Raw genomic sequence first — 23661 nt, forward strand, 5'->3', positions numbered from 1 at the left:
TAAATATGGCACTCACGGACAAACAAGAGATGTTCTGTCGCGAGTACCTCATCGATTTAAACGCCTCACAGGCCGCCATTCGGGCTGGTTACAGTCAGAAAACAGCAAGCCGCATGGGATCTGAGAACCTCTCTAAACCTGATATTGCGAAGCGCATCATTGAACTTAAATCAGCGCGAAATGAAAGGGTAGAGATTAATGCAGATTACGTTCTGCAGCGGTTGGTTCAGATCGATGAAATGGACGTACTCGACATTCTGAAAGACGACGGTGGCCTTAAACTTGTTCATGAGTGGCCAAAAGTCTGGCGCACGACACTGAGTGGCCTGGATGTGCTGACGACCGTCACAAACTTCGACGAAACCACCACTGAAAACATACTCAAAAAAATTAAGTGGCCGGATAAAGTGAAGAACCTTGAACTGCTGGGTAAGCACATCTCAGTGCAGGCCTTCAGAGAGCAGGCCACGCATGCGCTAACGGGCAAGGATGGTGGTCCGGTTGAAGTTAAGCTGCTCTCCCGCGAGGAATACCGGCAGGCACGCCGGGAAATATTAGAGGATGACGACTGCTGACTTTAAGACCGCTGCACGCCGTATAGAGTGTGAAGAGGACGGGATGTACTTCGCCCGCTACTTCTTCAGGCAGCGCACCGGCAGCAGAATGATTGTGGCGCCACATCATCAGGTCATACAGCAGACGCTGGACCGCGTGATTGATGGTGACATCCAGCGACTAATCATCAACGTTCCACCGGGCTACACCAAGACCGAACTGGCCACCATCAACATGATGGGCCGGGGGCTGGCGCTGAACCGGCGTGCCCGCTTTATGCACCTATCGTATTCCCACAATCTGGCGTTACTGAACTCTTCGACCACGCGCAGCATTGTTAAATCGTCTGCCTATCAGGCCATGTGGCCTATGGCACTTCGTGATGATGCAGACAGTAAAGCCATGTGGTGGACCGAATATGGCGGCGGGGTGTATGCCTCGTCAGCTGCGGGTCAGGTTACCGGCTTTCGTGCCGGACACATGGAGCCAGGCTGGCAGGGCGCGCTCATTATTGATGACGCAGTAAAGCCTGACGATGCCTACAGCGAAATCATCCGCGACGGGGTGAATACCCGCTTCAACGAAACCATCCGCTCTCGTCTGGCCATTGAGACCACGCCTATCGTGGTCATCATGCAGCGTATCCACTATCACGACCTGAGCGGTTATCTGCTGCGGGGTGGCAGCGGTGAAGAGTGGCATCACCTGAATCTGCCGGTGATTATCGATAACAGTCAGTCTTACAGCGCGCTTTACCCAGAGAACACCCACGCGATACCGATTGACCACGGGCTCCCTGACGGATGGCTATGGCCGTATAAGCATAACGAGTCGCACCGGGTTTCCCTGTTTTCACACCGCCGCACTGCCGAAGCGCAGTACATGCAGCGTCCGCGCCGGTTTAATGCAGAAGGCGCACTGTGGACAGAAACCATGGTGTCGGGTGCCCGAGCGCTGGAGATTGCCCTTCAGCCGTCCCGTACCGTTGTGGCTATCGACCCACAGGCCACCAACAGCGAAGAGAGTGACGAAACGGGCATTGTCGTGGCGAGCAGTTACGGGCGCGGTAATGACCGGCTGTTCTCCGCTGATGCTGATTATTCGGGCAAATACTCACCTAACGGCTGGGCGAAGCGTGCCATCCGGGCTTATGAGGAGCACCGGGCTGAAGCCATCGTTATCGAAACCAATCAGGGCGGTGACATGGCGGAAGATACGCTGCGTAATGCGGGCTATCGCGGGCGCATGATTCGCGTCCATGCCAGTAAGGGCAAATTTGCCCGCGCTGAACCTATCTCGGCGCTATATGAACAGGGGCGGGTGGCGCACCGTGGCAATCTCTATCAGCTGGAGAATCAGCTGCTGGAGTACGTACCTGCCACAGCTAAAAAATCACCGGATCGTCTTGATGCGCTGGTCTGGGCCATTACTGAGCTGTTCCAGCCAAAAGGCACAACAGTCCGTCCATTCACTGCATAACTGAATATCATCATGAACAACGACGTCCGGAAGCGATCGCCCAGAATTGAGTCGATGGCCGGATGCTGGCCGATGATCAGCGCACTGCTGGGTGGCACGGCAACAATGCGTAAGGCAGGAAAAACGTATCTGCCACGGTGGCCCAACGAAGAAGATGCGTTCTATCAGAACCGCCTGAGTACGGCCACGCTGTTTCCGGCGTTCAGCCGAACCGTTGAAGTGCTCAGCGGCAAACCCTTCTCCCGCCCGGTGACATGGGATGAGAAGGTTGTGCCTGCCCGCATCCGCGAAATGTTCGCCGATATCGACCTGCAGGGCACTAATCTGCACTCGTTTCTGGCTGACATCTGTGAAGAGGCGATGGCGTATGGTCTGTGTGGCATTCTGGTTGAGCACCCGCCCTCAAATAAGCGCATTTCTCTGGCTGAGGAGCGTTACCGGGGGCTGCGTCCTTACTTCGTGAAGGTGACCGCCAACAGCCTGCTGGACTTCGACTCCGAACGAGTCAATGGTCAGGAGACGTTCACCATGCTGCGCTTTGTCGAGACGGTGAGCGAGCGCGATCCGGACAATGAATTTGTTGTTAAAAGCATTGAACAGGTCAGGGTGCTGAACCCCGGCCGCTGGCGTGTTTACCGTGAAAAACCCAATACCACAACCAGTACTCTGGAGTGGCAGCTGCACGATGAGGGTAAAACCAGCCTGCAAAAAATCACCTTTGTCCCGGTTTATGGCGATAAGCGTGGTTTCATGCACGGCAGGCCGCCGCTGACTGAGCTTGCATGGCTCAATGTCGAGCACTGGCAGTCCCGCAGTGACCAGCAGACCATTTTGCACGTGGCGCGGGTGCCGGTCCTGTTTGGTAAAAAACTCGGCGATGGGCCGATATCTGTTGGGGCTGCGTCTGCCATCATGGCTGAAGAAGACGATGCAGACCTGCGCTATGTCGAGCACAGCGGTAAAGCCATCGAAGCCGGGCGCACGGACATCCTCGACCTTGAGGAGAAGATGCGTCAGATAGGGGCGGAACTGCTGGTGATTAAACCCGGCCACCGAACCGTGGTGCAGACGCTGGCAGATAACGAGGCGGGTACCAGCGCTCTGCAGCGTATGGTCTGTGACCTGACCGATGCATCTCGTCTGGCGCTGCAGTATCTGGCGGAGTGGATGGGTGAGAAAGACGGTGGCCATGTCACCATCTTCAGCGACTTCGGTGCCACCACACTCGCCGAAGCCTCAGCAGACTTCCTGGTGGGCATGCATAAAGCCCGGGCTTTGTCAGATGAAACGCTGTTCAACGAAATTCAGCGCCGTGGCCTCATCAACAGCGAACTCCGCTGGACTGAAGAACAGGTGCGTATCCGATCAATGCCACCTCCCATTAATGACAAGCCGGTACCAGACCCTGTTTAACCCTCTCAGGCCTGTGCAATCGCATGTACCTTTTTTATTGCCGACCGCTGCGGATGCAGCTCGGCGCCACGAGCCGGATGGCTCTTACCCGGTTGGATGACCTGTATGAAACTTAAATTCGATGAGAACGGCAATGTTGTCGTGAACGATGGTAAACCTGTGTACACGCAGGATGATGGCAAAGAAATCGTATTTGATGCGCCGGGCACTCTGCAGACCATCTCGCGCCTGAATGGTGAGGCGAAGTCGCACCGCGAACGTGCGGAGACGGCGGAGACCGCGCTTAAGACGTTCGACGGCATCACTGATCCGGCCGCTGCTCTGGCGGCGCTGGAGACCGTAAAAAACCTGGAAGACAAAACGCTGGTGGATGCTGGTGAAGTCGAAAAGGTGCGTACAGAAGCAGTTCGTGCAGTAGAAGAGAAATACGCCCCGATCGTCAAAGAGCGCGACGACCTGAGCGAAAAGCTCACTGCGGAAAAAATCGGTGGGAGTTTTGCCCGTTCTAAATTCATCGCCGAGAAGATGAGTATCCCGGCTGACCTCGTGGAAGCCCGTTTTGGCAGTAACTTCCAGTTAGACGGTGACGCTGTCACGGCATTTGATCGTGAAGGCAACAAAATCTTCAGTGCAATCAAGCCAGGCGAAGCAGCCGGCTTCGATGAAGCGTTGGGCATTCTCGTCGAGCACTATCCCTACAAAGACCAGATCCTTAAAGGTACCGGCGCATCAGGCGGCGGCTCCAGTGGAGGGAATGGGAACACCAACCCAAATACGCTTACCCGTGAACAGTTCGAAACACTCAGCCCTCAGGAGCAGAGCGAACGAGCGTGCGCGGGTGTGCAGATTACTGATTAACAGGGCACTCTGAATGTCTAATACCCTAACGCAACTTATTCCCGACTTGTATCAGTCGCTCGATATAGTGTCGCGCGAACTGGCAGGGTTTATCCCCTCCGTCACGCTTGATGCATCGGCGGAACGTGCGGCTCTTAACCAGCCGATCCGTATTCCGCTGACGCCTGCAGCCAAAGCAGATGATGTGACGCCCGGCCAGTTACCACCCGATAACGGCGATCAGATTATTGATAATGTGCCGCTGACCATCACCAAATCCCGCATGGTGCCGTTCCGCTGGGAAGGCGAGCAACAGAAAGGCATCAAATCGGGACCAGGCTACTACGGCATTCGTCGCGACCAGGTGACGCAGGCTATGCGTACGCTGGTCAATGAAATCGAAGTCGACCTGGGACAGCTCTTCCGCCGTGCATCCCGTGCTGCTGGTGTAGCCGGTAAAACACCGTTTGAGGACACCCTGACCGACACGGCACAGGTGCGTAAAATTCTCACCGATAACGGTGCACCGCTCAGTGACCTGCAATGTGTTATCGACACGACTGCAGGTGCAGCACTGCGCACCATGGCGCAGCTGACCAAAGCCAACGAAGCGGGCACCACATCGCTGCGTGCGCAGGGCACACTGCTCGAATTGCATGGTTTCACGTTGCGCGAGTCTGCAGGTGTGGCGCAGAACACAGGCGTAAAATCAGAGACGTTGACTGTCGGTAACGACCTTGTTGCCGGGCAAACACTTATCAAACTCGCTAAGGTTGAGGGGAAGACGCCAAATCTTGATGCTGTTAAGTCGGGTTCTCTCATACCTCTTGGGAAGCATAAATATGTGGTGGCGGAGGTTTCAACTGATGGCATCCATATTCATGCCCCCGGACTGCGAGAAAATGTGAAGGCTGGAGCGAAATTTGACGTAGTGAGTGAGTTCATTGCCAATTTTGCCTTCAGCCGTTCTGCGATCATCCTGGCCACTCGTGCCCCAGCTCTTCCTGAAGAGGGGGATATGGCTGACGACCGCATCATGATTACTGACCCGCGCACCAACATGTCATTCGAAGTCTCCATGTACAAACAGTACCGCCGTGTTCGTTATGAAATCGCCGCGGCATGGGGCTGTCAGAACATCAAACCAGAACACACCGCACTGCTCTTAAGCTAGTTCTTCACTGCTATATTCGATAGCTATTCACTTAATGAGGTATCTCATGCTGACTCCACAACAGCAGGCTGATGCGCGCCGGTACATGGGTTATCCAATGTTGGGTGATACCTCTCCGGACGATCGCTCAGATGTGGCGTATGCGCAGGTGACGTCCGGACGCTTTCAGACTCTGGCGCATCGACTGAACACTCTCCTGGATGAGGAGGAAAAAATTGTGGCGAACTACCTCATTACGCTGGCGGGGCTGGAGAGCGGTATTGCCCGCGCGGCCGACAATCTGGATACGGATAAGGCTGCCGTCTGGCAGCGCAACCGCTCAGAGGTGTCAGACCGCACGCGTTTATACAACCAGTGGCGACGTCAGCTGTGCGGATTGCTGGGTATCACACCGGGCCCGTCTCTGGGTGATGGCACTACACGACTGGTCAGGAGCTGATATGGATGCGTTACAGCTTTCAGTCAGGGTAAGCATGGGCAATGGCAAGGCAGCAAAGCGCCTTGGCAGCATCGCACGTCATTACCGGGCAGTGAACCCGTTCAGCCCGCTCAAAACGGAACCATTGCAGGTGCTTGCGGCGTCCTTCACGACTGATTACGGCTACATGCGCGCTGCGCGTTTTGGTCAGGCCGCCCGCATTGGTATTTTTGATGCAACCGGATTTAAAACGGGTGATATCCTGGCCTCAGATGAAGAGGCCACATTTTATGTGGCTGCCATGCCTCTGTTGCAGCCCATCCTATGTGTGAAAGCAGAACGGCTGATTACCTTACGACGAACCGCTGCGGCAAGGGCGAGTAGAGGGTTACAGGATTACGGAGGGATGTCTGCAGCGGATGAAAAAATTATCATGACTGACTGGCCTGCGAGTATTCTGCACAATCGAAATGGTGAGCACAGCCCGTTAAAATTGCCCGGTGAAACACGCAGTGCGTGGTACAACATTCTGATGCCGGCCTTCGCTGATCTGCATATTCATCCTGGAGATTTTGTGACAGATGATACTGGCCTTCGCTATGTCATTAGCGGTACCGAACTGACAGAGATGGGCTGGCGCCTGACGGCAATGCGGTTGACTGCTTAAGATGGCCAGTATTGATGAGGTCTCAAATTACCTCGCAAAACGGATAGCTGAGGTGCTGTATCCCGCAGGTGTCAATGCATCAAGCATCGTGACAGCCCCCATCAAAATATACCCCGGCTGGCCTGTGCCTGGTGCATTGCAGCCTGATATGGACGCGGGCGTTGTGCATGTTTCCGTCTGGCCATTACCCACTGAACGGAAAGTGACTACGCCGCTGGGCAGGCCATTCCGACGGATGGCGTTATCTGGATACGTTGCCGGACAAGCGGTCAGGGAGCTGAAACGTCAGATCAAAGACTTTCAGATTACAGTCTGGGCACCGACGCCTCCGCTAAGAAACACCGTCGGTACAGTCATCGATACTGCGCTGACAGAACAGTGCCACATTGACCTTAGAGACGGTGCACCGGCGCAGATGTTTTATGCCCGACAGTTTGATTCGGATGCTGCTGAGAACTGGCACGTTTACCGTCGAGACCTGATTTTTAGTGTTAATTACGCCACAACTCAGGCCATCAGTGCGCCGGAGGTGACTGAGATTGCTGTCACCGTAAATAGCCACAACCTCAGGCATTGATGCCTGCCTTTCTCGCATCAGCTTCAACCCGCTACCCGCATTACTGATTTATTACGGAGTAATCCTCATGCCGATTTATCCTTCCGGTAGCCTTAACACGTCTGCACTGACGGCACCCGATCTGTACGTGCAGGTCGTGCCGCCCCGCACACGGTATATAAATGGCGTACCCACAGATGGACTGGGGCTGGTGGGCGTGGCCAGCTGGGGACCGGTAAACAGCGCATTCCGCATCAGTTCCGATACTGACATGGCTTTTTTTCTGGGATCACCCAGGAATCGCCAGTACGATTTATCCACCGCTGCGGCGATCTCACTGCAGCTCGGCGCCTCGAATCTGAACTGTGTCCGCGTTACCAACGGACGGGATACGTCTGCCAGCGCCATGCTCTTTAATAACGGGAGCAAGGCTTCACTGTTGCTCACGGCACTGTACAGCGGCACGCGCGGCAATCAGATCAGCGCAGGCATCAGTAACGGGACCGCCGTCGGTTCACGAAAGCTCACCATCAGCCTGCCGGGTGTCAGTGCTGAGGTCTTCGATAACCTGAAAGGTGAAGGGGATGCGATGTGGAAAGCCATGGCAGAGGCGGTGAACCACGGGCAGATGAATATTCGCGGTCCCAGCCAGCTAGTCAGGGCAAAAGTCACCGAGTCAGAGGCGACGACGCCGTCACCGGCTACTGAGGTCACCCTGAGTGGCGGTACCGATGGCGTAACAGGAATTAATGACACAATTCTCCTTGGTCAGGACGGTATTGATACCCCTCGTAAAGGCATGTTTGCCTTGCGAGGTACGAACTCGCAGGTCATCAACCTGATTGATGTGACGGATAAAAATTGCTGGCCTTCGATGGCTGCGTTTGCGGAGTCAGAAGGGGCATATATCATCACCCAGGGCGGTGTTTCCACCGACTACAAAACCCTGTCTGAAGCGCTTAACGGTTCTGGTGTGGATGACTGGCACCTGAAACTTATTGTTGGTGACTGGCCGTTCTGGAAGGATAGCGCCAACGGTATAAACCGCATGATTGCGCCAGCCACCTTCGAAGCGGCGAATATTGCATCCCGATCACCGCATATCTCCACCCTGAACAAACGTATCCCTGGCATTATTGCCACGGAGCGCCAGCAGGCGGGGCGTCCCTATTCAGTACCGGAAATCGGCGCGATTAACTCAGCGCGTCTTGATGTCATCACCAATCCCTGTCCGGGCGGCCATTACTTTGGCATGCGCTCGGGGCGGAATACCTCATCCAACCCGACCCAGAATGATGACACTTACACCCGCATGACCAACTTCCTGTCGCTGACGATTGCGGCAAGCTTTGGTGGCGTGGTGGGTGACAACCAGACGGTGGATTTGCGCCGGGAAACGAAAAGCACGCTGGAGTCATTCCTGTCAAACCTGGAAGGGCTGAAGATGATCGGCGATCCGAACGGCGGGCCGGCTTTCTCAGTGCGCCTCGATGCGACCAACAACCCGGATTCCCGCGTTGCGCTGGGCTATATGACGGCCGATGTGCAGGTCAAGTATCTGAATGTGGTGCGCTATTTCCTGGTGAATATGGAAGGGGGCGGCAGCGTGTCCATCTCCGTCTCAAACGACTCACACCGCTAATGCCGCTGCGCTATTAATCCGGAGATAAACCATGCCAACCCTTGGCTATACCGTGGGCCGCGATATCGCTGTTGATATCAATACGCACACGGGCAAGCTGCGCATTCCCAAAATAATGAGCTTTGACTCAAAGCCGCAGGTTTCGACACAGAAGATTACCCCGCTCAACGGCATTACTGATGAATTACAAATCCCTGTTGGCTGGCATGGGACCATTACGGCTGAACGTATGGATGCCACGCTGGATGACTTCTGGGCGAAGTGGGAAGAGAACTACTACAACGGTATTGATCAGCCGCGCGGCACCATTACTGAAACCATCACTGAAGCGAATGGCACGGTCAGCGTGTTCCGCTATGAAGGGGTGTCATTTCACCTCACCGATGCCGGCAACAAGCAGGGTGAGAAAACCGTCAACCAGACGCTGACGTTCACAGCCAGCCGTCGTAAAAAAGTTAACTGAGGTTACTGAGTGAAAGTCACAGTCCATGAAAAACCGAGATCTGATGAACTCTCCGTTGCTGTACTAAATCAGGTAACTGACACTCGCGGTCGCGTTATCCGCTATCGCGAGCTTGACCCGTTACAGGAATCACGTCTGATTCTGGCAATTGGCGCGCAGGCCGCAATGAACCCGGTTTATGTGAATGTGTATGCCATTCCTGCAGCGCGGGTCTCAGACATTGATGGGGATGAGTACCCCATTCCTCAGACGCAGGCTCAGGTAGATGCCATGATCAGCATTCTGGGGCGCGAGGGCATGGACGCGCTGGCCACCCAATTTTTCCCGACCGGAGACTGCAATCAAGGTGATGACATTCACAGGACCGCCACAAAAAACTCGCCCTGAACCCTGATTTTCGCAGTCGTTGCTGGCTGCTGAAGAACGGGGTTCCATTCTCAATGGTATTTGATGTGACAGAGATGGTGACGCACGAACGGCACGCGATGGCGATCGTCTTTTCAGAGCTGGAAGGCGCGCAGTTCAACTGGCAGACATGGGCCTGGGAGAAACAGACGTGAAAGAGTTAGATGGATTCCTCGCTGCGGCACTGCAATTTGCGGCGCTGGAAGTCACGCTGCACAAGCGACTGGCTGACGGACTCGAAAACGTCGCAGAATCTATCGCACAGACCGCGAAAGATGAAATCGGTTTTTATCAGCCGGCGGTGGGTCCTTTTCAGGACTGGGCTCCGCTGGCTGAGAGTACCGAAGCGGACAAGGCGAGAAAAGGCTTTCCACTGGAAGCCCCGCTTCTGCGTACCGGTGAGTTCCGCGATACGTGGGAGCATGAGATCAGTGGTTTCGAGGCGGTGGTGGGTTCAAAAGATAAAAGAGCTCCCTGGTTTGAATTCGGTACCGTCAATATGCCTCCTCGTCCGGTGCTTGGCCCGGCAGTCATCCACAATGAGCGCACCATCCGCCGGATACTGGGGCGTGCTGCAGTAACGGGTATCACTGAAGGCACAGCCATTCACAGTGTTCTGGGATATGACCGCCAGATATAAATCCCGCCACGAAACTTCATCGCCAAACTTAAGTCAAATTATCGCCTCAATGTCATTACGGCCAATAGTTGACCTTCTCACGGGGCCGGCCGATGAACTGTTTCGGGAGTCATTATGCTGAAAGCCCTGATTGTCCCAATGATGTTACTGCCTGCATTACCTGCACCTGCGCAGGTTGTTTCCATCGCACCAGGTCACATCCATCGCGTGCCTGCTCCGGAGCTGGTGGCATATACGCCCGAAAGGGTTCCGGAGACGGAGGCATTAATTCGCAGCAACCTGCTTGATGATCCTCATTCACCGCGAGTCGGGGCGCTGCAACCGGCGCTGACGCTGGTATGTTTTACCGATTACAGTTGCAAAGCCTGTAAATGCCTGGATGAAAAACTGCATCGGCTGCTGGCGCTGCATCCTCAGCTGGCTGTGACTTACAAATTCAGTCCATCCATGTTTCAGCCACTTAACCCTTCGCGTATGGCTCTGACTTTATGGGAACAACAGCCCTCAACATTTGAGGCCTTTCATCGCTATCTGATGCGTTATCAGGGCTTACTGGATGATTACAGTATCCGGAATGCAGTCCGCTCTGCAGGCTCAACAATTTATCAACTCAGCCCGGAGGTCACGCATACCCTGGCGCTGAATAAAGCATTGATGAAAAAACTCAATATCTCTCATACGCCCGCGACCCTTATCGGCGACACCGTTTTGACGGGTGATGTGCCTTTCAGTGAAATTGAAGAGGCGGTGAAGCGCACACAGACGGAAACGTAATGTGTGAAAACGAACGGAAAGCATTTTTGCGGAAAACTTAACGCTGTCAGTGTCAGCTTATAGTCTCGGCATTTTTCGGGGCGAAAGGGTATGAACTCATTATCAGTATTAACTTTACTGGCGCTGACGATGGTTGGCGCTGGCATGGATGCGAATGACAGTGAAACCTACTACGGAGACAGCTGGGACAACACCATGGCTAAAATTCATGGAACATGCACACGTGTAACATGCCCGCCAGGTACACGCGTCGAAGTGGATGTGGTGCCAGGCGATACCGGTATCGCAGAAACCTGGGACAGAAAGGTCGTCGAACTGCTTAACCTGGTCGGAGTGACGTTCGTGGTGATGGGCACAGATGGACACTCTTCGTCTTCGTGGGTACTGGCGCCCGGCGGTGTGGCCTACAGCATTCAGTGGATGTTCCTGAAAAAAGTGGCCGATAAGAAAACACAAGGCTGAAAACAAAAAGCCCGGGAGTGGTGGCAACCGGGCTGGGCACAATCCTGTGCCAAAGATTTCCAATAAGAGCATGGCCTCATCACAGGGAAGTAAGAGACGATATTAGCTTAGTTGGTGTGGTGGGTATTGCATGCGAAGCGGTAGAGTGTGAGGGCAGTATGTGATCAGGGTCCACAAATTGGACCCTAATGTTTAGACCTGTCGACGATGATATTAGAGGCAAATTCTATTGCTGAGCGATGATCACTTGCGGGAATATGCGCAATTTTATGCTTGTCCAAATTAAGTTTTATTGAATCAAGCACTCTGATTTGGGCTGAGCTAGGTGAGGTTGGTTCCTCAATAGTAAACAAAACATCTTTCACTTCGAGTAACTTTTCTTCAGCAGCCCGAGTCACTCTCATTACCCATGTGTCACCATGCTCCATCATTTTACCAGGCTCAGACTGTTCAAAAGCCAGCGGCTTAATTGCACGTGAGATTATGTCGTTCCTTTTGGCTACAAGAGGCATAGAAAACTTAGAAAGTGTCCCATTAATTGTTTGGTTTCTATACATATTTTTCAGTCCATCAATTCTATCAATACTTAGTTTTAGCTCTTTGGCTAAAACCTCTTCCCTGCGCGCTTTAGTGTAATCACTATGATTTACATATCGATCATATATTTTTTTCATTTCTTCTTTAGGGTTGTTTGTAAGCACAACTCTAGCTTGACTGAAATGAAAGATTGATTCGCGTTTGGCAGTAAAGTAATGAAAGAATTGAGAAAGAGATTGAGCACCGCTAATTTCAATTGCAGTGTTTTTAGCAAACCCTAATTCTCTGAAGAACGTATCTTTAGCTAAAGGGAAGATGCAATCGTCGTGGAAAAACCTCCTAACGCGAGAGTCGTTACGATTTGCCATCATGAAGTCGAAGTAATTCTCCTTTGGAGCGCATATGACAACACCTACGTTCGCAAACTCTTCAGTTTCCGGGTACGGTGAATATCTAACGATGCTGTATAAGCAAGGCGTTGTCATGTGATACTGCTCCAAAAATCATCGGTTTCGGCTCTAATGAGCGTTGTCTCAATGCTGCTGATGAAATCCTGATCAACACACCATTCATCCGGTACATCTTCCCAGAAGTGAGGCATACGGCAATAGGTATTTAAAAGTTTTTCTTTATGCACAACACGATCTACCAAGTCAAAAGCCCACTCCCTCGATTTATGGGAGTATACGTGGTAGTCGAAATCACCCACATCTGCATTTTGATCAAAGGCAAGATTGTGGTCAATCAGGTAATACCTATCATGCTGAACGTCGTACAGCATGTTTACATTGCCTCCTTTTGCAGTGAGGCTCCTGTCGCCATTCATGATCCATCGGTCAAACAGATAGATACTCTTTTGATCATCTTCAGGAACAACTTGCTCATTTCTTGATTGAGCAAACGTCAAAGAAACAGCATTTTCAATGTAAAGAGTAGCGAATGCATACCCTGACTTTATGTCAGCTTTAAGTTCTGGAGAAAACTCAAGGAGCTCGTCGGGTATATAAACGACGTTAAAATCTGGTAATGGAAGACCAAGATCGTTAGCTAAGCAAGCAGAGATAAATTCAGCCAGAAGGTGTTTTGGTGGCATTAATGGCATTGATTTAACTATATATTTTTTGCCATCATCGCATCGGCATAGAATTGGCTTGGTGCTGCCTTCGTTAATGCGCCGGATAAATTCGACGACGCTGATTTTAGGAGAATCCAACGTGATGTTCATCCATGCGTTGATTAATTAGGCAACGATACACGGATAGTTCTGATTGCCATATCCTGACATATGATCAGTGCTTACCTATAGGGGGCAGTTGGCCACTTCTTATAAGCGAAGACGTAAAGCATGATGAAGTGAATGCCTGGACATGACAGCAGGAGCGCCATCTTCCATCCGAAGCCAGCTTTTTGTGCCATGCGGAAACAGGGGATAAACATCAGAAACCAGATGACTAAGGACAAGGTTGCAAGAGGGTTAGGCTGTTCCATTGATAGAGCTCCATGAGTAATTAGCCTTTGGTTATCGGCGCCCAACGGAGATCATTTAGCCAAAATAACCTCTGAGCAACTATTCCACATTAAACCGTTTGAAAGTTACAGCCCACCTTCGTGGGCCATTAGTTTAGTTGCCGCCCGGGCGGGCGTCCGCAGAGCGGTTACCGCAACGTGAACCGTCTGCAGCAGTATCGTTGTTATGCTGACAGTTACCCGCAAATGCGCTTATCGAAGCACCCATTGACAGAATGAGGCAAAAAATAGCCATTACCTTTTTCATCATGTTTCTCTCTGTGTGATTGTGTTGCCAAATGGCGAAATCACATTAAGGCTGAGGCACAAAATTATCAATAAAATTTATAAGAATATTCCTGGTCGGCATCGGGTTTCTCAAGTCCTCATCAAAATTTATAAAAAGGTGGCTGATTGAAAAAGTCACTTCCGACTTAGTGGCAGAAGAGTTGGCTGATTTTTGCCTTTAGTCATTGATTAAAATTAAGCAATATATTGGTTCTTTATCACACGATTACTGTGTGTCAGTTTGATCTAATTTGTCCCTCTAATCATAAGGAGGGATTCATGAAAACACGCAGTATCGCTTTTTCAATGGCCATGGCAATTAGTTTACTTTTTGTAGGCGCAGCAGAAGCGAAATCATCAAAACAAACCGACGATCAGATACGACAGCTCATCATCGAAGATTCAATCGCATCTTATCCTGGCGTCTGTGCTTGTCCGTTCAACTCCGCCCGTAATGGCAGTAGCTGTGGCAGAAGAAGTGCGTGGAGCAAGCAGGGCGGGTATGCCCCTATTTGCTACAAAAAAGAAGTTTCACGAGAGATGGTCGATGAATGGCGTAAAAGCCATGCAGCCTGACTAAACCCGCGAAAGCGGGTTTTTTATTGCCTGAAAACGGAGTGTAGATGGATTTAGAGGCCTATAAAGTCGCCGTCAGGCTTAGTCTGACTGAAAACATCTCCGCTGGTTTACTGGCTGTCTCACGCAGGTTTGCAGACACCCACCATCAGGCTGCATTGTTTCAGGCGCAGATGAAACAGATCGGGAGAATGACGATTGCTGGTGGAGGTCTGACAGCTGTTGGCCTGGGTATTACAAAGGGACTGGACGCAACCCTTAAGGCTGCACGAGACCTGGTGCGTGCTCAGACTGATTTCCGCACGCTTAATCTTTCCGCTCAGGATAATGCCGCTGTAACGGGGCAGGCGCAGTTGCTGGCACACCAGACGCTGGGTACCACGATTGCAGGTAATATTCGCCTGATTCAGGACCTGCATACAGCCTTTGGTGACCTGCACCATGCCGTTGAGACCGCGCCAGAATTTGCCCGCTATGAAGCGACAGTACGTATGGCGCTTGGTAAAGGCGCAACTGACGGACTGGTCAATGCCGCAGCGAAGGCTTTAGAGCACCGTGGCGGTGCAGTGATTAATGATCCCGCCCGATTCCTGAATGAGCTGTCAATGATGTCTCAGGTACAGCTTGCGTCACGCGGGCGTGTCAGCCCGAAAGACTTTCTTGCCGCCTCGCAGACGGGCAAAGCCGCTTATATGATGCTCGATCCGCAATATCTGTATGGTCAGTTTGCTGGCCTGATGAGCATGGACAAAGGGGGTAACAAATCCGGTACCGCGCTTATGACAGCATTCAGTTCACTGATTGGTGGGCACATGGACCGGAAGGCAAAGGGTTTGCTCGCTGAAATAGGCATGCTGGAAGAGGGTGTCAGTCCTGTACGACTTAAGATGATGCGCGAAGCTATGCGCAACATGTCGGCTGAAGAGAGGGATTTATACCGGCAGAGTCTTGGCAGTGAGTCCGTTACCAGTGGCGGTCTGAAACCGGAGTATGCGCGGTTGTTTTCCCGCCCCGATAAACTTGCTGCCGTGATGGCGGATAAAATCCGACAGCGTTACGGCAGCGGGCTTACCGACGATGATGTCGGAAACATGCTCGGTGAATACCTGAACCGCAACGCCGGACAGTTTTATGGCCAGCACATTAAGAATGCCGCCAAGCTGAGCAAAGACGCCACGGTATTCCACCGTGCGCAGAGTTACAGCGCTGCTTACGACACTTATCTGAATTCACCTGACGGTGCCGCTGTTGGGCTCACGGCTGCCTGGACCAACCTGAAAGCCATCCTGGGCCTCCAACTGCTGCCCACGGTAACCAGCCTGACGTTGGGACTTACACGATTTATAGACAAGCTCAGCCAGTTCGCCGAAGACAATCCATGGGCCACCCGGATTGCGGCGTACTCTTCGACTGCGCTCGCGGGTCTGACACTGCTGTCCGGTGGCATTTTGTTGTTAAGTGCCACCATTGCCGGAGCAAGGCTGGTGGGCAGTCTCGGCGTTATAACTTCTGTTGCCGCCATGCTGGGTGGTCCGGTGACGCTGGCCATCGCAGCAGTTGCAGGTGCCAGCGTACTGATTTACAGCAATTGGGCACGCGTCCGTCCCGCGCTGAAGGGGATGTGGAGAGAGTTCAGTGAGGTGGCCAGCACAACCTGGGCTGCGATAAAGGGGATGGGGCAGCACTTCATCAGCTGGTGGGAAGGCATTGAGAGCAGGGCGGATAAGTTCGGAGAAAGTATGCAGTCAGGCTTTAACCGGTTGTTTGACTACATCATAGGCCTGCTCAACAACCTGCCTGGCGTCAACATTCCGACAACGGCTCAACGCCAGCTGAAAAAGAGCGCTTCCACACTGTTCGGTGATATTGAGGCCATAACCCGTAGTGCACGCGTATCCGGAACTCATTCAGCAATGGCGATCGCAATGGCAACGCAGGGAAGAAATAAGGTTGGGGTAGATTATGCTAAAGGTATGCAGAGCCTGTATCGCGGTGATGACATACCGCCAATGCCACACAGATTTCAGCAGATGGTACAGGTTCACAGCAGGGTGTATCTGGATAAAAAGGCAGTGGGCGAAGCCGTAACACAACATCAGGTGCGTGAGGCGACCCGTGCACCCACAGGGATCAGTCGCTTCGACCCATCTATGCTATTGACCCATCCAGGGCAGGTCAGTAATGTATTTATGCCTTGACTGTAGTTAATTAAACTATCCTGGCACCGTACGGAACATAAGGAGAATGGCCCTTTGATACTTATTTAATGCCGAATCGTATTCAACATTAAAAGGTAATAAAAGAAGTTCATTGCCAAAATTGGTGATGAAATTATCAACAATAAAGAAGATCTCTAATTCCTTGATTGTATATGACTGTAGAACTAAAAGGCCCTAATAATAGGGAGTAGGACAGGTATTTATACCAATCCATGGCACATATCTTATTAATGCGTCATGTAGATGGGTTTGGAGGGCGACGGCTTATACGTCCTCATTTACGTCCAGCTTCGATTGCTCGTTCCGGGTTGTTTCTGAAGTTACCACCGCTGACACGTCCTCCTCGCTTACCGGCCTCACTCGCTCTATTGGGATCGTTAGCAAAATTACCTGCACCGCCTCTGAGTTTTACTTCTGCCATAGTCAGTCCTCAATTAATCTTGGATAAAGGTTAGTTTTAGGCCACTCATAAAAAACATTAGGCAGCTTGTGTGTTTTTTTCCACCCCCATGCAGGGGAATAGAATGATGCAGATCAAATAAGTAACCAAAATTTGACTTAAGGGGCGGGGTCAGGCTGAGTTTTGTATGCATTTTTAAATCCATCGTCATCATTATGCCCAGCCATACTATTCCTAATCATTTTTATGCATCAATTGTAGCGATCGACGACTCATGCGGCCGACAAGCTAAAGCGGCAGTTAAGTGAATTAAAACTTCAGTTAACTGATAGCCGTCAATTGCTAATAATCTTGTGAGAAGTAAAGCATCAGATTAAAGACAATGTGAGGGATGATAAGGGGTGATAAAAATAAAAGCCCGGTAGTGGTGGCAACCGGGCTGGGCACAATCCTGTGCCAAATTTCCAACAAGAGCGGGTCTCATCACAGGGGGTGATAAGGACAATTATGATTGTAGATTATGTTGAGAGAAGTACATGTAAAGCGGCAAATTTTTATCTTTTATCAGACCCGGGGCCGTGATCATCTCAGGGTGGATGAACCATGAGACGAGGTGTGAATCCTTCTACATGGGATTCGAAAGGGCAGCGCACTGAAACTCCACAACATTTCCTTTTTTCTTATTGGAATTAATATCATATTCATCCACTCTTAGTTAAGACTAACAACCAGAAATTAAGAGCCAATCGTGTCTAAATTAAGTAAACAACTCGAACAGAATTTTGATGATGCGTGTCAGATTATAGGGCAGGTAGCTATACAAAAAGCTGCCCGGGGAGAAGAGACCACCCGTTTGTTGTTAGTTGAAGAGATTAAAAAGCTTGCAGCACGTTACAAAATTCTTACCGGAGAGGAGCATCAGGCTATGCGGATGGCAATTGAATCTCTGGAGGGCAACTTATGATCACAAACTTATTCAGACATTGATTCAGGAACAGTAGAATGCGTACGCACTACATTAATCACCTCACAATGTTCTCTGTGGACATTTGTGTTAAGTATATTGGGGGCCTGACTCACTGAACCTTCATGCATCGTGCACAGTATTGCATTCTCAATAATTTTCAGCAGTTAACCCACCAGTTAGTTATCGAACCTTCAAGCGTCGCCCGGGACTCAGAATCAGCAAGGCCATAATTTACGGCGCTCTCAGCATCAATAAATGAAGCGCTTTCCATTTTCGCATACCAGTCCGTACCAGAATTTTTCGTCTCTGCAGTCAGGATATCAATGAAACGATTCATATCATTATCGAGACTTCTCACCCACTCTGCTATTCGGGCGTGATCCGCAGCATGATTAGTGAAGCCCCACTGAAGAGGGTGGATCAAGAATCGCGAGCCTGGGTTGACCCGGCGGTCGCTACCAGCCAGATAAATCACCGTTGCAATGGACTCTACGTTACTGAGATTGTGGGTATGGAGCGGCACAGGCAGGGATTTTAAAAAGTGATAAGCCGTAAAACCGGCCAACAGCTCACCGCCCGGACTGGAGATATGCAGGTTAATTTGCGTTGCACCACTCCCCAAAGCTTTCAGACATGCGTCCTGAAGGCCTGACACCGTGGACATGTTAACCGGACACAAAAAATGGACAGTGTGACGCATGCAATCCCCTTAGCCCTCATTAGGCGTAAATCCCTGAACACCAATTTTTAATGCCTCTTACCGGAAAAGTCCAGTCATCATCGTATGAGTATTCAATATGAAAATTTATCTTTCACCGGTGGTGGACATCCGACCGCCACACGTCTGATGTTAGGCGAATTCGAATTTATGGAATTCGAAGTGCCGGAACGTGTGGTTATTCCCGGTCGGCAGAAGACAGTCCAGCACCAACTAATTGGAGGGGGGCGCATCATTGATGTGCTGGGTACCGAATACGATCCGTTGACCTGGTCTGGCGTCATCACTGGCTTGCAGGCCAGTGAACGCGTTAGTGCTCTTGAACGGATGCGGGATGAAGGGCGTCCGACAGTGCTCACTTTCGACGATTACCGCTTTACGGTAATTATTACCCGATTCACATCAGTGTATGAGTTTATCTGGCGCCGACCTTATTCAATTGAAGTGGCCGTTGTGAGCAATGACGGTGCACCGACAAAAGTTGATGCGCTAACTGGAGCGTTGCAAGGACTGATTGACAGTGACCTTGGACGTGCGCTGGGTCTGTCCAGTATGATCAGCATCGATGCTGTCACCAGGGCAGTAAAAGATTTCCATCAGGCGGTAAAACAGATTACGGACTTTGCCCATGCTACCGTCGCGCAGATTCAGTCTGTAATCAGACCCCTCATTGCCGCCCGTAATATTATCCAGCATGAGCTGGCATTACTTGAAGCCGCTGCCAGCGATATCACCTCACTCGGTGGCCTGGTTCCTGGTAATCCGGTATCAAAAACTGTGAATAACCTGCTTATGCATCTGGACTGCAGCACGCGTATTTTAGCGTTGTATCGATTACAGGAAGTGCTGGGAAGACTGAATAAAAACGTCAGAACAGGTCAGTCTGCTGAGGGGTTTAAAGCCGTTACCCTTGCTGGAGGCAATCTGTATCAGGTGGCATCAGAACAGTACGGGGACGCATCTATGTGGACCAGAATTGCCGAAGCTAACGACCTGACCGATCCGCAACTGAGCGGTATCAACACTCTACAAATACCCTCAGGAACGATGAACTAGCCATGGACGTCAACGATCCTCTTGTTTTATCCAGCGCCCGCCAAATCAGCGGGCGTTGTCTTTTGAATGGTACTGACGTGCCTTTCATATCGTTTAGTGTTGAAGCGCATGCCTTTCGCGGCGCCGGGACGTTTGATCTGACGCTGGCCATCACAGCTCTGCCAGCCGCCATGCAGATGCTGAACTGGTGGGCAGTGCAGACGACTATCCGGGTTGAACTGTTCATCTCGGTCAGCACGCGAGCAGGCATTGATGAGAAGAAGCACATCACCGGCAACATTGATACCTGGCACTTCGAACCCGCGCGCTTTGTGATATTGGCTGAAGGACGTGACTTTGCCGCGAAGCTTATTGATGCGAAGACCACAGGGGAAAGCTTTAAAAACATGACCAGCTCAAAGATAGCGACCATGCTGGCCAAACGGCACAGCCTCACGCCGGTTGTTACCGCAACCAGCAGGCGTGTTGGCGAATTTTACCAGATTGATACTGCACACCTGACAGGTGAGCAGACGGAGTGGGACCTCATCACAACGCTTGCGGCCATTGAGAATTTCTTGGTTTACGTGGATGGCGACAACCTGCACTTTGAGCCGAAACGGGATCCGGCTGAAGCTGAGAACTATGTCATTCGATGGCAGCCTCCCGGATTGCTGGCGTATCCACAGTGCAATACCTCCGACGACCTGTCGTTTTCACGAGCGCTGACCATTTCCCGGGGGATTACGGTTGAGGTGCTGAGCTGGAATGCAAAACTGAAAAATAAGCAGTTTGTCGTGTCCTTTCCGGCTTCGGCTAAAAGTATCGCACCAGGAAAAGCCACATCCCAAAAGCAGGTCTATCGGGTCATCCGCAACGGGTTGTCAGAAAAGGGTGCTCACGCGCTGGCGCAATCCATTTACCGGCAGGTGGTACAGCATGAGATGAAGTTCAGTGGATCAACGGCAGGAGACAATCTGCTTATGCCGGGTAGACATATACGTATTGAGGGCACACAGAGTCCTTTCGACCAGATTTACCACTGCGATCGGATACGCCGGACGCTGAGCTGGGAAACGGGGTACACCATGGACATATCAGGGAAAAACCACAGCCCAGCGCTGGGAGTCTGGCTTTGAGAGCATTACTGAATATCATGGCGGCGACAGCACAACAGAGTGCCGCCGGTGAAAGTGGCACACGCCAGGGCATCATCACTGCCTATGATCCTGACAATTATGCCGTGAAGGTTCAGTTGCAACCTACGGGTGAAGAAACAGGCTGGATATCACTGAGTTCTCCCTGGGTAGGCAATGGCTGGGGCATGGCCGCTGGACCGATGATCGGTGCAGTGGTGGAGATTGAGTTTGATAGTGGTCTGACAGGCGTCGGCATGGCAGCAGGGCAATTTTATAACGATGAAGACCGTTGTCCTGGGCCGCCATCAGGCGAGTTCTGGCTGATGCATAAGAGTGGCTCCCTCCTGAAGTTCCTGAACAGCGGTGAAGTTCTGCTAAGTGCGAAAATTAAGCTCACCTTTAACGCACCGGCGCATCACTTTACCGGCGGTGATGTGACGGTCGATAAAAACCTCAGGGTCGTTAAAGACATCTTCGACAAAAACGGCAGGTTTGGATCGTTACATCGCATCCGCACTGTTTATGGCGGTCATACCCACCTTGAAAAAGGTCGGGGTAACCGTACTGACCCTCCCGAGCAGCAGATTAAATCAACGCGGGCGCCTTAGTGCATGTACGACATCTATCACTTCACAGGCGGCGACCTCGAGGAGGCGCCTACTGGAGACCTGCGAACAGTAAAAGGAAGCGAGCGCACTAATCAACGAATTTTACGTCGCCTACTGACTAATCCGGGCGACTACGTTTTTCACCCCCAATATGGCGCCGGACTGGCAAAAAAAATTGGTGAAACGGTGAACCCTGGAGAGTGGAAAGTGCTCATCACCGGGCAGATGCTACTGGAGGAATCGGTGGCCAGTAATCCACCGCCGGTAATCAGGCTGACAATTATTGAAGGTGGGGTCAGTGTCTCAATTGCTTACACCGACGCCACGACCAGGGTCAATGAATCTCTCCATTTCGACGTAACGAGGTAAAGCGATGGCTTCCCTTAACACCAGGTCATTCTCTGAACTCGTCAGTGAACAGGTCACGGCTATTCAGGCCCGAGCGGAAAAATTGCTGGATTTTTCGATCGGTAGCATCCTGCGATCGCTTGCGGAATCTAACGCTGGGGTGGCCATGTGGATACAGCAGATGATAGTGAAGTTGCTGGTCACGACACGTGCAGCTACCTGCTCTGGCGAAGACCTGGACAGCTGGATGGCGGACTTCAGTTTTTTCCGCCTTCAGGCCGTTCAGGCCAGTGGGATAGTGACGTTTAGCCGGTTTACTCCAGGCAGCGAGGCATTGATTAAGGAAGGCGCGCAGGTGACTACATTTGACTGCTCTCAGACCTATTCAGTCATACCCAACACTTTGATTAAAGAGTGGGATGTAGCACGGGCTGCGTATGTCATCGCCCCCGGTGTGAGTTCACTAGCCGTCCCGGTGCGTGCGAATATTGCCGGGACTGCAGCTAACGCGCAGGCGAAGACAGTTACTGTCATTACTGGCTCGGTAATGTCGGTTGATGCCGTAACTAATAACGATGCTTTTACAAACGGTAAGGATGCAGAATCCGATGACAGCTTCCGCGCGCGCTTTGTGCTGTGGATTGCTTCACTGTCCAGAGCCACGAAAGCGGCTATTGGTTTTGCGATCAGTAATCTGCAGAGCGGTATCAGTTATACGCTGACTGAAAATGTCACGCCGGAAGGAGAGTATAAGCCCGGCTATTTTTATGCTGTGGTGGATGATGGCACAGGGCTGCCCGCACCTGCATTACTGAAAAAAGCCTATCAGGCTATCGAAAATACCCGGGGATTCACGGTGTCGTTCGGCGTGTTCCCCCCAGAAACCATCGAAGTCGATGTCGTCTTAATGGTAACTACCGAGGCCACTGCTAATCACGCGGAGATCGTCAATCAGGTGCGCGCTTCTCTTAATCAATACCTGTCGAGCCTGTCACTGGGCAAATTGCTTGCCTACACCCAGCTGGTAAGAGTGGCCTATGCCGCCAGCCCATGTGTAATCAACGTTACTTCTCTGATGGTAAACGGTGGCATGGCGGATTTTGCGGTTTCTGCCAGACAGATTATTCGTGCCGGGAAAATCGTGGTGAGCTGAATGGCCAAAGGTGATCAGAACGACTTTTACACCAGACTCAGGGTGTTGCTTCCTCCCGCATGGTTTGCAGAGGAAAGCACCATTCTGAATGGACCGCTATCAGCATGCGCTGCGGCGTTATCCTGGTGCTACACCCTGTATCTTTACGCCAAAACACAGATCCGTATCTCTTCCGCCAGTGATGGCTGGCTGGATATGGCGGCGTATGATTTTTTCGGGAACTCTCTTACGCGGCCTGTGGATATGACTGATGACGTCTTTCGCACGGTGATTAAACGGGCACTCTTACGTGAGCGGGGAACACGACAGGCTATCAACGATGTTCTTGCAGAACTGACGGGCAATTCACCGACGATATTTGAGCCGCAGCGGGTGCAGGACACGGGAGCATATAGTCGGCCGACAATGGGTTATGGCGCGGCTGGTGGTTATGGTTCATCCCTTTTACCTTACCAGGCATTTGTTACTGTCCAGCGTTCAAAGAAGGCGGGCATTCCGTGGGTAGCGGGCTACCGGACTTCTACAGCGGCATACGGGCAATCATCTCAGGGGGAGTATGTTTCTCGTGAGATGGTTGCCGGCAGTATCACGGATGCACAGATTTACGCTGCCATTGAAGCAGTGAAGATGGAAGGCACGCTCGTATGGGTGCGACTGCAGTAAATAGTCAATTCAGATAAAT

27 protein-coding genes are annotated in these 23661 nt (G+C 51.6%); 23 read left to right on the forward strand and 4 right to left on the reverse strand.

The genetic code is table 11. From position 1 onward, the window contains the following. Positions 1-5 precede the first annotated feature (5 nt). From ACFQW4_RS00670 to ACFQW4_RS00735, 14 genes are all read left to right on the forward strand, one after another. Positions 6-575 (forward strand): terminase small subunit, encoded by a 570-nt coding sequence (locus ACFQW4_RS00670; protein ID WP_377723149.1) that lies wholly within the window; start codon positions 6-8, stop codon positions 573-575. Next, a complete protein-coding gene (locus ACFQW4_RS00675; RefSeq protein ID WP_377723150.1) occupies positions 562-2034 on the forward strand; it encodes a DNA-packaging protein in 1473 nt (490 codons plus the stop codon). The genes ACFQW4_RS00670 and ACFQW4_RS00675 overlap by 14 nt, the downstream gene beginning before the upstream one ends. Positions 2035-2046: 12 nt before the next feature. Continuing rightward, positions 2047-3447 carry a DUF4055 domain-containing protein gene (locus tag ACFQW4_RS00680; protein WP_377723152.1) on the forward strand — a complete coding sequence of 467 codons (1401 nt, stop codon included), beginning with the start codon at positions 2047-2049 and terminating at the stop codon, positions 3445-3447. 105 nt (positions 3448-3552) lie between these two features. After that, the gene (locus ACFQW4_RS00685; RefSeq protein WP_377723154.1) at positions 3553-4305 is read left to right on the forward strand and encodes a DUF6651 domain-containing protein; all 753 of its coding nucleotides are present in this window, start codon (positions 3553-3555) and stop codon (positions 4303-4305) included. Positions 4306-4318: 13 nt separating this feature from the next. After that, a complete protein-coding gene (locus ACFQW4_RS00690) occupies positions 4319-5458 on the forward strand; it encodes a P22 coat - protein 5 family protein (RefSeq protein WP_377723156.1) in 1140 nt (379 codons plus the stop codon). Between the two features lie 46 nt (positions 5459-5504). Further along, positions 5505-5897 carry a hypothetical protein gene (locus tag ACFQW4_RS00695; RefSeq protein ID WP_377723158.1) on the forward strand — a complete coding sequence of 131 codons (393 nt, stop codon included), beginning with the start codon at positions 5505-5507 and terminating at the stop codon, positions 5895-5897. 1 nt (position 5898) lies between these two features. After that, entirely contained in the window at positions 5899-6543 is a 645-nt protein-coding gene (locus tag ACFQW4_RS00700) for a hypothetical protein (RefSeq protein ID WP_377723160.1), read from the forward strand. Between the two features lies 1 nt (position 6544). Continuing rightward, on the forward strand, positions 6545-7120 hold the full coding sequence (locus ACFQW4_RS00705; protein WP_377723161.1) for a hypothetical protein: 576 nt from the start codon (positions 6545-6547) through the stop codon (positions 7118-7120). Between the two features lie 67 nt (positions 7121-7187). Continuing rightward, positions 7188-8741, forward strand: coding sequence for a phage tail protein (locus ACFQW4_RS00710; protein ID WP_277976395.1), 1554 nt, complete (start codon positions 7188-7190; stop codon positions 8739-8741). Positions 8742-8772: 31 nt separating this feature from the next. Next, a complete protein-coding gene (locus ACFQW4_RS00715; protein WP_091003855.1) occupies positions 8773-9204 on the forward strand; it encodes a hypothetical protein in 432 nt (143 codons plus the stop codon). A gap of 9 nt (positions 9205-9213) precedes the next feature. Further along, complete coding sequence (locus ACFQW4_RS00720) at positions 9214-9591, forward strand: hypothetical protein (protein ID WP_377723163.1); 378 nt, start codon at positions 9214-9216, stop codon at positions 9589-9591. A gap of 169 nt (positions 9592-9760) precedes the next feature. Then, a complete protein-coding gene (locus tag ACFQW4_RS00725; protein ID WP_377723164.1) occupies positions 9761-10249 on the forward strand; it encodes a hypothetical protein in 489 nt (162 codons plus the stop codon). Positions 10250-10363: 114 nt separating this feature from the next. Continuing rightward, the gene (locus ACFQW4_RS00730) at positions 10364-11023 is read left to right on the forward strand and encodes a DsbA family protein (protein WP_377723166.1); all 660 of its coding nucleotides are present in this window, start codon (positions 10364-10366) and stop codon (positions 11021-11023) included. A 90-nt stretch (positions 11024-11113) separates the two neighbouring features. Further along, the gene (locus ACFQW4_RS00735) at positions 11114-11485 is read left to right on the forward strand and encodes a hypothetical protein (RefSeq protein WP_377723168.1); all 372 of its coding nucleotides are present in this window, start codon (positions 11114-11116) and stop codon (positions 11483-11485) included. Positions 11486-11670: 185 nt separating this feature from the next. Here ACFQW4_RS00735 and ACFQW4_RS00740 read toward each other — a convergent pair whose 3' ends face one another. Beyond that, a complete protein-coding gene (locus tag ACFQW4_RS00740) occupies positions 11671-12507 on the reverse strand; it encodes a DUF3037 domain-containing protein (protein WP_377723170.1) in 837 nt (278 codons plus the stop codon). Continuing rightward, positions 12504-13247 (reverse strand): HipA family kinase, encoded by a 744-nt coding sequence (locus tag ACFQW4_RS00745; RefSeq protein ID WP_277976391.1) that lies wholly within the window; start codon positions 13245-13247, stop codon positions 12504-12506. The genes ACFQW4_RS00740 and ACFQW4_RS00745 overlap by 4 nt, the downstream gene beginning before the upstream one ends. 875 nt (positions 13248-14122) lie before the next feature. Between ACFQW4_RS00745 and ACFQW4_RS00750 the strand changes: the two genes are divergently transcribed. Continuing rightward, a complete protein-coding gene (locus ACFQW4_RS00750; protein ID WP_254773270.1) occupies positions 14123-14392 on the forward strand; it encodes a hypothetical protein in 270 nt (89 codons plus the stop codon). Positions 14393-14439: 47 nt separating this feature from the next. Continuing rightward, positions 14440-16590, forward strand: a complete 2151-nt coding sequence (locus tag ACFQW4_RS00755; RefSeq protein WP_377723172.1) for a hypothetical protein — start codon at positions 14440-14442, stop codon at positions 16588-16590. A gap of 295 nt (positions 16591-16885) precedes the next feature. Here the strand turns inward: ACFQW4_RS00755 and ACFQW4_RS00760 are convergent, their stop codons facing one another. After that, positions 16886-17032, reverse strand: coding sequence for a general stress protein (locus ACFQW4_RS00760; protein ID WP_377723174.1), 147 nt, complete (start codon positions 17030-17032; stop codon positions 16886-16888). Between the two features lie 727 nt (positions 17033-17759). On the opposite strand from ACFQW4_RS00760, the gene ACFQW4_RS00765 reads away from it, so the two are divergent. Further along, on the forward strand, positions 17760-17975 hold the full coding sequence (locus ACFQW4_RS00765) for a DUF2767 family protein (protein WP_277976387.1): 216 nt from the start codon (positions 17760-17762) through the stop codon (positions 17973-17975). Between the two features lie 160 nt (positions 17976-18135). Here the strand turns inward: ACFQW4_RS00765 and ACFQW4_RS00770 are convergent, their stop codons facing one another. Then, complete coding sequence (locus ACFQW4_RS00770) at positions 18136-18678, reverse strand: ATP-dependent Clp protease proteolytic subunit (protein WP_377723178.1); 543 nt, start codon at positions 18676-18678, stop codon at positions 18136-18138. Between the two features lie 84 nt (positions 18679-18762). Between ACFQW4_RS00770 and ACFQW4_RS00775 the strand changes: the two genes are divergently transcribed. From ACFQW4_RS00775 to ACFQW4_RS00800, 6 genes are read left to right on the forward strand one after another with little or no spacing between them, the layout of a single operon-like run. Further along, a complete protein-coding gene (locus ACFQW4_RS00775) occupies positions 18763-19752 on the forward strand; it encodes a hypothetical protein (protein WP_377723180.1) in 990 nt (329 codons plus the stop codon). Between the two features lie 2 nt (positions 19753-19754). Beyond that, entirely contained in the window at positions 19755-20870 is a 1116-nt protein-coding gene (locus ACFQW4_RS00780) for a phage late control D family protein (protein WP_293797537.1), read from the forward strand. Continuing rightward, positions 20867-21478 (forward strand): phage baseplate assembly protein V, encoded by a 612-nt coding sequence (locus ACFQW4_RS00785; protein ID WP_377723182.1) that lies wholly within the window; start codon positions 20867-20869, stop codon positions 21476-21478. The genes ACFQW4_RS00780 and ACFQW4_RS00785 overlap by 4 nt, the downstream gene beginning before the upstream one ends. 3 nt (positions 21479-21481) lie before the next feature. Beyond that, positions 21482-21847, forward strand: a complete 366-nt coding sequence (locus ACFQW4_RS00790) for a phage tail protein (protein WP_377723184.1) — start codon at positions 21482-21484, stop codon at positions 21845-21847. Positions 21848-21851: 4 nt separating this feature from the next. Further along, positions 21852-22979 (forward strand): baseplate J/gp47 family protein, encoded by a 1128-nt coding sequence (locus tag ACFQW4_RS00795; protein ID WP_377723186.1) that lies wholly within the window; start codon positions 21852-21854, stop codon positions 22977-22979. Beyond that, entirely contained in the window at positions 22980-23642 is a 663-nt protein-coding gene (locus ACFQW4_RS00800) for a hypothetical protein (RefSeq protein WP_091003807.1), read from the forward strand. Positions 23643-23661 lie beyond the last annotated feature (19 nt).

Origin of the sequence: Pantoea sp. GCM10028869 (assembly GCF_042666835.1) — a bacterium.
GTDB classification, from domain to species: Bacteria; Pseudomonadota; Gammaproteobacteria; order Enterobacterales; family Enterobacteriaceae; genus Pantoea; species Pantoea leporis.